At 64.0% G+C, this 13,839-nt stretch carries 6 protein-coding genes and 1 tRNA gene; 4 read left to right on the top strand and 3 right to left on the bottom strand.

What is annotated here, in order from left to right; translation table 11 throughout:
• Positions 1-82 precede the first annotated feature (82 nt).
• The 3 genes from AX725_RS09030 to AX725_RS09040 all read left to right on the top strand — a co-directional run bounded on the left by AX725_RS09030 (position 83) and on the right by AX725_RS09040 (position 3,442).
• Positions 83-1,168, top strand: coding sequence for a branched-chain amino acid aminotransferase (locus tag AX725_RS09030; protein WP_060977493.1), 1,086 nt, complete (start codon positions 83-85; stop codon positions 1,166-1,168).
• A 132-nt stretch (positions 1,169-1,300) separates the two neighbouring features.
• Positions 1,301-1,375 (top strand) — tRNA-Gln (locus AX725_RS09035).
• A gap of 267 nt (positions 1,376-1,642) precedes the next feature.
• Complete coding sequence (locus AX725_RS09040; protein WP_066114504.1) at positions 1,643-3,442, top strand: site-specific integrase; 1,800 nt, start codon at positions 1,643-1,645, stop codon at positions 3,440-3,442.
• A 254-nt stretch (positions 3,443-3,696) separates the two neighbouring features.
• On the opposite strand, the gene AX725_RS09045 is transcribed toward AX725_RS09040, so the two are convergent.
• From AX725_RS09045 to AX725_RS09055, 3 genes are read right to left on the bottom strand one after another with little or no spacing between them, the layout of a single operon-like run.
• Positions 3,697-4,989 (bottom strand): HlyD family type I secretion periplasmic adaptor subunit, encoded by a 1,293-nt coding sequence (locus tag AX725_RS09045; RefSeq protein WP_066114506.1) that lies wholly within the window; start codon positions 4,987-4,989, stop codon positions 3,697-3,699.
• A gap of 2 nt (positions 4,990-4,991) precedes the next feature.
• Positions 4,992-6,734: a type I secretion system permease/ATPase gene (locus tag AX725_RS09050; RefSeq protein WP_081097101.1), complete on the bottom strand. Its 1,743-nt coding sequence runs from the start codon at positions 6,732-6,734 to the stop codon at positions 4,992-4,994.
• A complete protein-coding gene (locus AX725_RS09055) occupies positions 6,731-8,143 on the bottom strand; it encodes a TolC family protein (protein ID WP_066119120.1) in 1,413 nt (470 codons plus the stop codon). The genes AX725_RS09050 and AX725_RS09055 overlap by 4 nt, the downstream gene beginning before the upstream one ends.
• 261 nt (positions 8,144-8,404) lie before the next feature.
• Between AX725_RS09055 and AX725_RS09060 the strand changes: the two genes are divergently transcribed.
• Positions 8,405-13,417, top strand: coding sequence for a DUF8508 domain-containing protein (locus AX725_RS09060; protein ID WP_066114510.1), 5,013 nt, complete (start codon positions 8,405-8,407; stop codon positions 13,415-13,417).
• The last annotated feature ends 422 nt before the right edge of the window (positions 13,418-13,839 follow it).

A 13,839-nucleotide genomic window follows, 5' to 3' on the forward strand; every position in this document is an offset into this window, starting at 1 on the left:
TCTTGGCAAGCCCGCGTTGCAGCAAGGCCAATTGCCGGGATGCCGATCACCAGTTCCGATCCTTGCGCCACCAGAGGATGCCATGCTGCCTTTCACCATCGAGCCGACGACCAACCCGACCCCCGCAGATGCGCGCGATGCGGCGCTGGTCGATCCGGGCTTCGGCAAGCTGTTCACAGACCATATGGTCGTGGTGCGCTATGACGAGGACAAGGGCGGCTGGTACGAGGCGAAGGTGACCGCGCGTGCGCCGATCCCGATGGATCCGGCCTCGTCGGTGCTGCATTATGCGCAGGAAATCTTCGAAGGCATGAAGGCGTACAAACTGTCCGACGGCAGCACCGCCTTGTTCCGCCCCGATGCCAATGCCCGCCGCTTTAACGAATCCGCGACGCGCATGGCGATGCCGCATGTGCCGCACGACCTCTTCGTCGAATCGGTCGAGCAGCTGGTGCGGATCGATTCCCAATGGTTTCCGAAGGTCGAGGGCGGCGCGCTCTATCTGCGCCCGTTCATGTTCGCGTCCGAGGTGTTCCTCGGCGTGCGCCCGGCCAAGCAATATCTGTTCATCACCATCGCATCGCCCGTGGGTGCCTATTTCAAGGGAGGCATTGCGCCTGTGACGATCTGGGTGTCGCAGCATTACACCCGCGCCGCGCCCGGCGGCACGGGTGCGGCCAAATGCGGCGGCAATTACGCGGCCAGCCTCGTCGCGCAGGCCGAGGCGACCGCGCAAGGCTGCGACCAGGTGGTGTTCCTCGATGCCGCCGAGCACAAATGGGTCGAGGAACTGGGCGGCATGAACCTGTTCTTCGTGTTCGACGACGGCAGCATCATCACCCCGCCGCTCACCGGTACGATCCTGCCCGGCATCACGCGCAGCTCGATCATCGACCTCGCCCGTGCGCAGGGGCTGACCGTCAGCGAACAGCCCTATTCGATCGACCAGTGGCAGGCCGATGCTCAGAGCGGCAAGCTGCGCGAGACCTTCGCCTGCGGCACCGCAGCGGTGGTGACCCCGGTCGGCACGGTGAAGTCCCCGCAAGGCAGCTTCACCATCGGCGGCAATCAGTCGGGTCCGGTGACGGCGAGTCTGCGCTCGGCTCTGGTGTCGATCCAGCGCGGTGACGCTGCCGATCCGCACGGCTGGGTCCACCGCATCGCCTGAGGCACACGCCCCGTTCAACGCCCCAAAAAGGCGCTTGGCGCGGCGAGGCTTTTCCGTATATAGGCCGCTCCCGCGCTGCCCCGGCCCCTCGCCCGGCAGCCATAGACAGCACGGCATTGGCCAGCACGGCATTGGGGTGTCGCCAAGTGGTAAGGCACCGGTTTTTGGTACCGGCATTCGCAGGTTCGAATCCTGCCACCCCAGCCACGTTCTGCTTCAAGTGATTGATAAATAGGAATTTGTCATCTCGCCCCACACTCGGCAGCCGCCGAGAGTGTGACGCATCCTGTGACCTATTGTGTGTCGCAGGATCCAACGAGGGGCACATTCATGTCTAGAGGCAATCCTAATATCGCCCGGCGCGACGGCCGGTACTATTACCGCGCTTCATTCTCACTGGATGGAAAGGTTTACCAGATAAGGCTTTCGCTGCGAACCGCAGACCGGTCCGTTGCACGCCAGCGGGCGGCACTGATGGACCAACTGCTGAAGGACCAGTGGCAAAAGATCGTGAGCGAGCTCGAAGGTCTGAACGAAACGGACAAGGCGTCCATCCTGCGCGCGACCGCGATAAAAGTTCGCAATGGCCTCGAGCACCTGCATGCGCGGGAGCAGGCATACGGGCACGACGATGCAAGATATGCAACGCTCGAGCATCTTCGCACGCTTCGAGGCCTTCGGTACGTTGCACGCGACATGTATACCAACGGTATCGGACCTTCGTTTGGTTCACTCGATCATTTCCTCGAGCGCTTTGTGAACGGCATGCCAGACCTCGATTTCGAGCAGCAGCTGCGCATCCAGGAAATTCTTGAGAATGCTGGTCAACTCGCCGATGCAACCGATGCGGGTGCCCGCAAAGCGCTCCTCGATCGGAACCTGCCGATTACACCGGCTAACATCGTCATGGCGCGGCGCCACATGCTCCTCGGCGTACTCCTTGCGCTGCGAGAGGCGGAACAAGATACCCGCGAGCCGGAACGGGCGCTTGATGACATGCTGGCTTCGCTCTCCATGCCCCCTTCGGTGTTGCAGCAAGATACCACCGAATGGCAGGCGGCTTCTGCTGCCATTGCCGGGCACCATGCGCTCCGGGGCGCGGTTATGCCTGTACAAAGCCACAACGCTCGGGTGGCGGTGCCTCCCCCGCTCTGCACAAACCTTGCAACCGCTGGCAACCAAATGACGATCGCAGGCGCTGCAGCCGCTTTCCTGAACGCCAACCCCGCGTTCGACCAGGGCCTGGAGTCGTCACGCTGGACGAGCAAAACGCGATCACAGTTTGACGCGGCCATCTTCCTTGCCGAGAAGTACTTTGGTCCAGAAATGAGCATCAGTGCGATCGATGAGACGATGATCGCCAACCTTTTCAGGACGCTGCGGTCATTGCCATCGAACCATCACAAGACGCCGATGCATGCTCAGATGACACTTGATGAGATCGCAGCAATGAACAAGGGCAAAGGCCTTAGCTCGGCAACGACGAATCGCCATATGCGCTTCCTGAAGCTAGTGTTCGACTGGGCCATGAAACGTATTCCGGGGTGCCCACCTATCGACTGGTCGGCCTATGTCATCGCCGACAAGCGAGTTAAGCGGGACAAGCGACCGGCATTCAGCGTACAGGAGCTTGAAACCCTGTTCTCCGGGCCGATATGGCACGGCAGCGAATCAAAGGTCAGGCGTCTCAAGCATGGCAAACATGTCTGGCATGACAGTGCCTATTGGATTCCGATCTTGCTGACGTACACTGGAGCGCGTCGCGAAGAAATCGCCAAGCTCATGGTCAGCGATGTCGAGAAGATGCAGGGGCTATGGGCGATAAAGGTGCGGCCCACAGAAACGGGACGGGTGAAAACCGGGTCGTCGGTTAGAGATATCCCGATCGCCGATGAAGTCATTCGCCTTGGTTTCCTGAAGTTCGTCGAGCGCCAACGTGAACATGGGCATCGGGCCATCTTTGCCGACCTGGGTCTCGGAGCATCCAATTATGGCGACGCGTTCTACAAGAAATGGTGGCGCGCGTTCATCCGAGCGGGTCTGGTCGCCGAAAACAAGGACATGCACTCGATCCGCCACTTTGTTGCAACCGAGCTTGCCAATCTTGGAGTGTCGGAAGAGCGCCGCGCGGATTTGCTGGGGCACACGATCAACACCAGCGAAACCGCAAGAACGTACACCAAGGCCACCCGGCTCGAAATCATGAAGCAGGTGGTCGACACGATCCCAAAGGTCACGAAACGGCTCAAGGCCTACCCGATCAAGCAGTTGTAAGCCCCTTTGCCCGGGCTTCCCTGGTAGCCCGGGCATCGTGCGACCCATGCGAGCAGCCGACCCAAAGCCGGACTTTCGCCTATCTGCCTTTGAACGGCAGCACCCGACCCAGAGCCGGTCGTTCCATATGGCTGCCTTCAATGTCTGCGCTCGTCAAAAGCTGCCGCTGGGCGATAACTTGGTGTTGCCGTTAACGAGCCCATTTAGGCATGCTTGACCGCGTTCAGGCCCCGCTCTGCTCAGCTTGCGGCAGCTTACTCGCGAAACGCCTCATCGGTTATCCTCGTGATGGGGGTGAGAATATAGCTGAGCACGCTGCGCTTGTCGCCGAGCAAGCTGACCGAGGCGACCATGCCCGGTCCTATCGGGAGTTTTCTGCCCCACTTGTCGGCGAGTGCCGAGGCGCTGGTCAGCACCCGGACGAGGTAGAAGGACTCGCCGGTCCGTTCATCGACCACCGCATCGGGCGAGATGCTGGTCACCTTACCCTCGAGCGAACCATAAATCGCAGAATCAAAAGCGGTGACGTCCACCTTGGCACGCTGATTGATATGGACGCTGCCGATGTCCTGCGGGCGGATACGCGCCTCGATCTGCAGCTGGTCGCGCAGGGGGACGAGCTCGACCAGAGGCTGGCCGGGCGCTACGCTGCCGCCGATGGTGGTCACAAGCACCCGGTTGATCCGCCCGGCAACCGGTGCGCGCACCGTTGTGCGCAGCACGCGATCGGTGAGCGCGGGGGTGGAAGGAGTGCGGGCAGCCAGTTCGGCCTGGACACCGGCGAGCTCGGTCGCGGCGCGCGCACGCCATTCCTGGCGCACGCGGTTGGCTTCGGCAGCGGCTTCGGAGGCACCGGCGCGCGCCCGGCCTAGTGCTTCGGTCTGCGCCAGCGCCTCGCTCGCGGTGATCCGCGCGGCATTCTGCGCCTGGACCAGCGCGAGGCGCGGCTCGATACCGCGCTCGACCAGCGGGCGGATCATCTCGAGCTCGCTCGCTGCCGCCTCGCGCGCGGACTGGCGTGCTGCGAGCATCGATTGCGCTTCCATGACCGCGCGGCTCGCCTGCGCCTGGCGGGCCCCGGCCCCGGCGAGCAGGCTGGCCAGCTCTGCCATGCGCGCGTCATGCAACGCGCGCTCGATCCGCACCTGTGCAATATCGGCTCCGGCGGGATAAACCGGCTCGCGACCGTCCAGCTCGGCCTCGAGCCGCGCGATCTTGGCTGCGAGCGCGCCCGTTGCCGCGCTGTTGCTGCCCAGCTCGGCGCGGGTCTGGGTCGGGTCGAGTTTGAGCAGCACCTGGCCCGCCTTCACGTCCATGCCGCCGCGCACCAAAATCTGCGCAATCAGCCCGCCTTCGAGGTTCGAGATCACCTGCAGCCGTGAGCTCGGAACCACCCGGCCATCGCCGCGCACCGTGCGGTCGATCTCGGTAAGCGCCGCCCAGAGGACGAACACCGCCAGAAACGCCAGGATCGCCCAGAGCAGCAGGTTCGAGGCACTCGTCGGGCGCAGTCGATCGAGCCGTTGTTCGATCATCGTCTCATCCATGCTCACACCGCCCGCACCGTCGGTGCGCTACCCTCACCACCCGAGGCTGCTCCCGCCCTGTTCAGCACCTCGTCGCGCGGGCCGTCGGCGACGATCCGACCGCCCTGCATGATGATGACGCGGTCGACCAGCCGCAGCATCGGCGGGCGGTGGGTGATCAGCACGAGCGTGCGGTCGGCCAGTTCGACCGCGAGCCGCTTGATCAGCCGCGCTTCGGTCTGCACGTCCATCGCGCTGGTGGGTTCGTCGAACACCAGCAGCGGCGGCGATCCGGCGAGCGCGCGCGCCATGGCGATCGCCTGACGCTGACCGCCCGAGAGACTCTCGCCGCGATCGGCGAGCACAAGGTCATAGCCATTGGCCATCACCCCGATGAAGTCATGTGCGCCCGCAATCTGCGCCGCGCGCAGCATCTCCGCATCGTCGACGCTCTCGCGGCCCAGCACGATATTGTCGCGGATGCCGCCGCTCAGCAGCACGCTCTCCTGCAATGCCACGCCGATGCGCCCCCGATAGGCGGCAGGATCGATCTGCTTCATGTCGGTGCCATCGACCAGCACCAGCCCGTCGGCGGGCTGATACAGCCCCATGATCAGCCGCGCGATGGTCGACTTGCCCGATCCCATGCGCCCCAGGATCGCGACCTTCTCTCCCGGGCGGATGCGCAACGACACATCGCTCAGCGCCGCCTCGGCCTGGCCGGGATAGCGGAAGCTGACCTTGCGCAGCTCGATCTGGCCCGTCACCTTCGGCGCTATAGCCGTTTCCGCCGGGCCCTCGGGCGGATGCTCGAGCAAGCCGTTGATCTGCGCATAGGCGGTGCGCGCCTGGGTCAGCCGCGTCATCAGCTGCGCTATCTGGCCCAGCGGCGCGACGGCGCGTCCGGCGAGGATCGAGCAGGCGATCAGCCCGCCCATCGTGAGGTTCTGGCTGGCGATCATGCCGACGCCCGCGACGACCACGCCCGCATAGGATATGGTGTTGGCGATCACCGCGATATTGACCGCGAAGGTCGAGACCAGCCGCTGGTTGAGCGAGATATGCGAGTGCTTCTCCATCGCCGCTTGCCAGCGCGCGCTCAGCAGCGGCGCGGCATTGTTGGCCTTGACCGTCTCCAGCCCGCCGATCGCCTCCACCAGTACCGCCTGCTTGAGCTGCGCCTGCTGCATCGCGCGCGCCGAAAGCCGGTCCAGCGCGGGCTGGGCGAGCAGCGAGACGATGATGACCAGCGGCACCATCAGCAGCGGCACGAACACCAGCGGCCCGCCGATGATCGCGATGACGGCGAGCGTCACGAGGATGAACGGCAGGTCGACCAGGGCTGTCAGCGTCATCGACGCGAAGAAATCGCGCAGGCTTTCGAGCTCACGCATCATGGCAGCGAGCGATCCGGTCGAGCCCGAGCGCACGTCCATGCGGATGGCCAGCAGCCGCCGGAACACCGTGTCGCCGATCTCCTCGTCGATCCGCGCACCCGCGATATCGGCGAAATAGGCGCGCAAGGTGCGCAGCACGAAATCGAAGATCACCACGATCGCAAGGCCGATGGTCAGCGCGATCAGCGACGAGGTCGCGTTGTTCGGCAGCACGCGGTCATAGACGGTCATCGTGAACAAGGAGGTGACGATGCCGAACAGGTTGATCACCGTCGCGGCGAGCGCGACCTTGGCATAGATGGCGCGGTTGCGCTGCATCGGCTCGGTCAACCAGCGCGCAAAGCGCGGGGGGCGTTCGACGATATTCACCGGACAGCCTCCCAGGTGGTGGGCGAGAGCCGGTCCAGCCCCAGAGCCGGGAGGAGCCCGCCGGTGCGCGCCAGCAGTACGTAGCGCGCCAGATCGAGATCGACAATGCCCTGGATATAGGCGGTCGCAGTGGCGAAGAACGCGTCTTCGGCACTCAGCACGTCGAACAGAGATCCGCGCGCGACGCGGAAGCGCTCGGTCAGCACATCGCGAGAGATGCGCGCGGCGACATAGTTGTTGCGCAGCGCGACAAGCTGCTCCTCCAGCGCGCGCACGTCGGACGCTGCGATACTGGCCTCGCGCAGCGCCTCGTCGCGCACCCGGTCGGCACGCGCGCCATCGGCCATCGCGCGCGCGGCCGCCTGGTCGGCGCGGGCATCGCCGCCGCCGAACAGCCTGAGCCGGACATTGAGCCGCGCGCGTACGTCATAATCGATATCGGTTTCGAACACGCCATAGCGCCCGGCGTCGACGCTGGCCGAGATGCTGGGCAGAAGGTCGGCGCGCAGGGCCTCGGCATCGCGGCGCGAGGCCTTGGCCTCGGCGTCGACGGCGCGGACCGCCGGAGTCGTCTCGATCGCCTGGGCAATGCTCTCGGCATCAGGAATGCGCACCGGCGTCGGCAGCGGGGCGCGTTCGATCGTTTCGGGAGGCACGCCGAGCAGTTCCGTAAAGCGCGCGACAGCCCCGGCCTCGGACCGACGAAAGCCGGCGAGCCGTGCGCGTGCCGCCGCGATCGTCCCGTCGATACGGATGCGATCGGCCCGGGCGGACACTCCTTGCGCGATGCGCTGATCGATCGCTTCGCCGAGCGAGACATGGCTTTCATCAAGCGCTTCGCCCAGCGCGACCAGCGTGCGCGCCGTGAACAGATCATACCAGGCGGAAATGGCGCGCAGCCCGACATCCTCGGCGACGCCAGTAAAGCGCGCCTCGCTGCTCGTCACGCGCTCCTCGGCTGCGGCAATGCGGTCGCCGCTCGCGCCGAAATCGATCAGTGGCTGGGTGAGCGAGATCAGCGCGTCGGTGCGCTGGCGCGCGCGCGAGCGTTCGATGATGTTCTGCGGATCGTTGGAAAATTCGCGGCTGAGCGTGCGGAAGCTGGAGATGGAGAGTTCGCCTGCAGGAAGTTGGCCGGCCTTGGCCAGCCGGCGCCCGGCCACGGCTTCCAGGTTGCGCGCCTCGGCCTCCGCGATGGCAGGGCTTTCGGTCGCGGCCTCCTGCAGCCTTTGCTTGAACTGATGGAGGCCGCCATCCTGCCGTTCGAGCGCGAGCAGCGGGTCGGCGTCCATGTCGATCGCCAGCGGATCGGTGGCAGGGGCAGGGAGTGCGGCGGAGGGACCGGCGGGCTGCGCACGGGCCATGGAGCCGATCAAAACCAGGCCAAGCGCCGCCGATACCAGAAACACGCGCAATGCAGATCCTTCATGCCTAGGTCGCCCGGAATCGGCAGGTCCGTCGGCCAGAACGCGCGTTGGCGCAATTCGATGGCGTTTTCATGACAGTGCGGGCCGGTCCAGGATTGGGACACCGTCATCACGCCATCCACAGAAAAATCGCGACTGCAATTGCTATTTCATCGAAGCGTCATGCACGTTGGCTAGGCCAGCGCGGCTTCGGGGGCAGACCCCCGCAAAGGGCGCGCCTGCCCGACAGAAGAGGAAAAATTCATGCCCAGCCTGACGACCCTTGGCACCGCGTTCCGTGAAGATTTCAATACGTTGGCCAACACCGGCACCAGCAGCACGCTGCCAAGCGGCTGGTTCATCAGCGAATCGGGCACCAGCGCGACGGTGAACGGGCTCTATGCGGCAGGCACCGGATCGGGCAATGGCGGCGATACCTACAGCTTCGGCGCAGCGGGCAGTACCGATCGCGCGCTCGGCACGTTACGCAGCGGCACCAACGTGCCCACCATCGGCGCGCAATTCACCAACGATACCGGAACGGTCATCTCCTCGCTGCAGATCGCCTATACCGGCGAACAATGGCGTCTGGGCACGGCAGGCCGCGCCGACCGGCTCGATTTCCAGATCAGCTTCGATGCGACCAGCCTGACCACCGGCACCTGGATCGACGTCGACGCTCTAGATTTCACCTCTCCGACCACGGCCGGGACGGTTGGCGGGCTCGATGGCAATGCAGCTGCCAATCGCACTGCGGTTTCGGGTACCTACGACATTCTGGCAGGCATCCCCGCCGGTGCAACCTTCTGGATCCGCTGGCTCGATCTCGACGCCAGCGGGTCCGACGACGGCCTGGGCATTGACGATTTCTCGATCACCGCGATCGGCCAGACGGCCAATCCGGGCACTTTCTCGATCGCATCAGCCTCGGCCAGCGAGGCGCAGGGCTTTGTCGATCTGGTGGTAACCCGCACGGGCGGCTCCAGTGGCGCGGCAACCGTCAGCTACACGCTGGCCGCAATCACCGCCACCGCCGGAACGGACTTTGATGCGACTGCCGGCACCATCAGCTTTGCCGATGGCGAAACGCAGAAATCCATTCGCGTGGCAGTGACCAACGATGCAGTGTTCGAGGGTGACGAGACTTTCGAGGTAACGCTGACCGGCACGAGCGCGGGCACCATTGGCACCGCCACCGCGACCGGCACGATCATCAACGACGATGACTCGCCGCTGCCGCCCTCGCTCTCGATCGCCAATGCCACCGTCACCGAAGGTAATAGCGGCACCACCCAGATCCGTTTCGAAGTGACCCGTAGCGGCAGCGGCAGCGGCGAAGCTTCCGCAGATTACACGGTCAATTTCGGCAGTGCCAATGCCGCCGATTTCGGCTCAAGCAGCGCCTTTGTCGGTCGTGTCACGCTGGTCGATGGCGAATGGGTCGATGTCATCACGCTCGATGTTCTGGGTGATACGGACGTCGAACCCGACGAAGATTTCACCATCACGCTGTCAAATGCCAATATGGGCACGCAGATCGGCACGGCGACTGCGACCGGAACGATCCTGAATGACGATGTTGCGCCCGCCCCCATTGCCAACGTCTTTGTGAACGAACTCCACTATGACAATGCCGGAGGCGACGTAAACGAGGCGATCGAGGTTGCCGGCGTCGCCGGTACCGACCTCTCCGGCTGGCGCATCGTGCTGTACAACGGCAATGGCGGCGTCGCCTATGCCGCCACGGGGGGATCAGCGAACGGCATCGCGCTGAGCGGCATCATCCCGGACCAGAACAACGGCTTCGGCACGCTGTCCTTCCCGGCACCGGGTATCCAGAACGGCGCTCCGGACGGATTTGCCCTTGTCGACAATCTGGGCCGTGTCGTTCAGTTCCTGTCCTATGAAGGGACGTTCACCGCGACGAACGGCCCGGCTGCCGGCCTCACCAGCACCGATATCGGCGTGGCGCAGGATGGCGATGCCATCGGCACCTCGCTTCAACTGACCGGCACGGGATCGAACTACGAGGATTTCGTCTGGGCGCCTGCCCAGACCAGCACCAATGCTGCGGTCAATACCGGCCAATCGTTCCTGTCGCCGAATGCTCCGGGCGAATTGCGCATTCTCGACACGTCGGTGGTCGAGGGTGATGCCGGGACCCGCAACCTGGTGTTCACGGTGCGCCGGGCCGGTGCCAGCAGCCTGACCACGACGGTTGATTACACGATCAATCTCGATGGCAGCGCCAGTGCTGCGGATCTGGGCAGCGGAGCGGTCCTCGCTGGCACCCTGACGTTTGCGCCAGGCGTCAGCACTCAGCAGATCGTCGTGCCCGTCCAGGGCGAGACGCTTCCCGAACTCAACGAGACGCTGAGCGTCACGCTCGCCAATGCCGTCAATGCGACGATCATCGATGGTGAGGCCGTCGGCACGATCACCAATGACGATCCGGTCGACCTGGCGATCTACACCATCCAGGGCCTTGGCCATCGTTCCGAATATGTCGGCCAGACGGTGGTGACGCGGGGCATCGTTACGGCGGTCGACGCCAATGGCTATTATCTGCAGGACGCGACCGGCGACGGCGACACCCGCACTTCGGATGCGGTCTTCGTCTTCACCAATGGCGCGCCGGGCCGTGCGGTCGGCGATGCAGTGGAAGTGCGCGGCACCGTTGCGGAGTTCCTGCCGGGTAACAACACCACCAATCTCACGATCACGCAGATCAACCAGTCGGCTGCGACGCTGGTCTCCACCGGCAATGCGCTGCCGGCCGCCACGCTGATCAGCGCAGGGCCGGGCGGGGTTCTGCCGCCGAGCGCCGTGTTCGAAGACGATAATTTCCAGGTCTATGACCCCGAAAACGACGCCGCCGATTTCTATGAATCGCTCGAAGGAATGCGCGTCACCATCGCTGCGCCGCTGGTGACCAGCAACACCAACGAGTTCGGCGAGACCTTCGTCGTCGCTTCGGGCGGCACCGGCGCGACCGGCGTCAACAGCCGCGGCGGCATCACCATCTCGGGCGATGCCAACAATGTCGACGATTACAATCCCGAGCGGATCCAGATTGACGACAACACCAACCTGTTCGCGGGCTTCACCCCCAATTATACGCAGGGCGACGTGCTTTCGAACGTCACCGGCATCATCAGCTACAATTTCCAGTCCTACGAGCTGCAGGTGACCGAGGCGGTGACCGTGACGACCGATGCCGGTCCGCTCTCGCGCGAGACGACCAGCCTGTTCGGCACGCCGGATCGGCTGACCATCGCGACCTATAATGTCGAAAATCTCGACCCCAGCGATGGCGCGGTCAAGTTCAACCTGCTCGCCAGCGACATCGTGTTCAACCTGCGCGCGCCCGACATCATCGCGCTGCAGGAAATCCAAGATGCCGATGGCGCGGGCAGCGGATCGAACCTGTCAGGCACCGTCACCGCTAATCTGATCATCGCAGCGATCAACGCCGCCGGCGGTCCGCAATATGCCTATGTCGAAGTGGCCCCGAGCGCGCCCAACACCACAGGGGGCGAGCCCAACGGCAATATCCGCAACGGTTACCTGTATCAGGTCAACCGAGTCGATTATGTCGAGGGCAGCGCGACGCTGGTGCCCGGCGCGGCTTTCAATAACAGCCGCTCGCCGCTTGCCGCGACCTTCACCTTCAACGAGCAGACGATCACCGCGATCAACGTTCATTCGACCTCGCGCGGTGGCAGCAGCCCGCTGTTCGGCGCACAGCAGCCGCCGGTGAATGCCGGTGAAGGCGCGCGAATTGCCCAGTCCGAGGCAATTCGCGCCTATGTGACCAACATCCTGAGCAACAATCCCGGCGCGAACATCGCCGTTCTGGGCGATTTCAACGGCTTCTATTTCGAAGAGTCGCTCGAACTGCTCGAAGCGGGCGGCATCCTGTCCAACATTCTGCGCGAGCTGCCCGAGGCAGAGCGCTATACCTATTATTTCGGCGGCAACGCCCAGGCGCTCGACAATTTCCTGGTCACTCCGGGGCTGCTGGAAAACATCATCGTCGACGCGGTTCACATCAATTCGGAGCAACCCGCCGGGCCCAACCGCGTCTCGGATCACGATCCGCTGCTCGCCTCGTTCCTGCTGCCGCTGCCCAATGCCGCGCCGACCGATCTGGTGCTGGGCAATGCCAGCGTGGCTGAGAACAGCGCGGTCGGCACCGTGGTCGGCACGCTGAGCGCCACCGACCGGGCCAGCGATACGCTGCGCTATGAACTGGTCGACAATGCCGGCGGCCGCTTCGCTGTCGATGCGGTAACCGGCATCATCACCACGACCCAGGCCTTCGACTTCGAGGTGACCCCTTCCTTCGCGATCACCGCCAAGGTAACCGACCAGGGCGGTCTCAGCACCGAAAAGGCCTTTCAGGTCGGCGTCACCGATGTCAACGAAGCGCCCCTCGCGGTCAACGATACGGTTTCGGTTAACGAGGACGGCACCACCGACAATCTGTGGTCGCTGCTGCTCGGCAACGATACCGACCCCGATGCAGGCAGCACGCTCACCATCGCCTCGATCGATGACAGCCAGACGCTGGGCACGCTGGTGTTCGATCCGACGACGCAAAGCCTGCGCTATGTCGCTGACGATGACAGCTTCGACGAGCTCGCGCCCGGCCAGGTCGTCACCGACCGCTTCACCTATACCGTGCGCGATGCGGGCGGCCTGACCAGCACCGCGACGGTCGAGGTTCGGGTCACCGGCATCGCCGATGGCATCACCCGCTATGGTTCGCTGTTCTCCGACACGCTCAACGGCACCGGTGGCGAAGATACACTCTACGGCCTTACCGGCAACGACACGCTATATGGCCTGGGCGGTCATGATGAGCTGTGGGGTGGTCTGGGCAACGACAAGCTGTTCGGCGGCGATGGCAACGATCTGCTCTCCGGCGGTCTGGGCAACGACATTCTCGATGGCGGCAATGGCAACGATCGGCTGTCGGGCGATGGCGGCAACGACACGCTCACGGGCGGCGCGGGACGCGACACCTTCTCGTTCAGCTTCTTTGCAGGCAACGATATTATCACCGACTTCAACACGGCTGAAGATACGATCCTGCTCGACAGCGGCGTCGATATCCTGCGCACCCGCGTGCGCGACGTGAACCGCGATGGCGTCAATGATCTCGAACTGACGCTTTCCTTTGGCGGATCGGTGACGCTGCTTGGCGTGAGCGATTTCAGCGCGGTGAACGTCAGCCAGGAGATGCTGCCCTTCTTCACCGAAACACTGTTCTGACGAGACCGATGGCCGGGAGGGCTGGCCTTGCCCTCCCGGCACACTGGCCTACCTGTGTTTCTGCTGGAGTTTGCTATCCTGACGTCCGATTGATCCGGGCGCAGTCATTCGTTGATATTGGCAGCGACGCCCGCTTCCGGCGTAACCGGCCCTTCCAGGGAGTGCTTTGGATAGGCAGGTTCGTCCCATGATGCGGCGTTCCGCCTTCGGCCGGTGCCGACCCAAACTCAGTCACTGTCGGCAGTCGACTTGAATGGCCATTCTCGCCAGATGCCGCCATTCGCACTTCACGATTGTGCAAGAATTGGGCGCCTGAGCGCGGTTGCGACGCACCGTTCGCGATATTCATCGGCGAACAGCGCTAGGGCCTCATCTCAGTTTGACAGATGAGAGTTGATGGCAATGAAACGGCAAGAACGCGC

Source organism: Blastomonas sp. CCH9-A1 (assembly GCF_001557175.1).
Classification (GTDB): domain Bacteria; phylum Pseudomonadota; class Alphaproteobacteria; order Sphingomonadales; family Sphingomonadaceae; genus Blastomonas; species Blastomonas delafieldii_A.

Excerpts from the sequence above, each read along its gene's own strand:
- AX725_RS09060 (WP_066114510.1), top strand. The coding sequence starts at position 8,405 with ATGCCCAGCCTGACGACCCTTGGCACCGCGTTCCGTGAAGATTTCAAT.
- AX725_RS09040 (WP_066114504.1), top strand. The coding sequence starts at position 1,643 with ATGGACCAACTGCTGAAGGACCAGTGGCAAAAGATCGTGAGCGAGCTC.
- AX725_RS09030 (WP_060977493.1), top strand. The coding sequence starts at position 83 with ATGCTGCCTTTCACCATCGAGCCGACGACCAACCCGACCCCCGCAGAT.
- AX725_RS09045 (WP_066114506.1), bottom strand. The coding sequence starts at position 4,989 with ATGGATGAGACGATGATCGAACAACGGCTCGATCGACTGCGCCCGACG.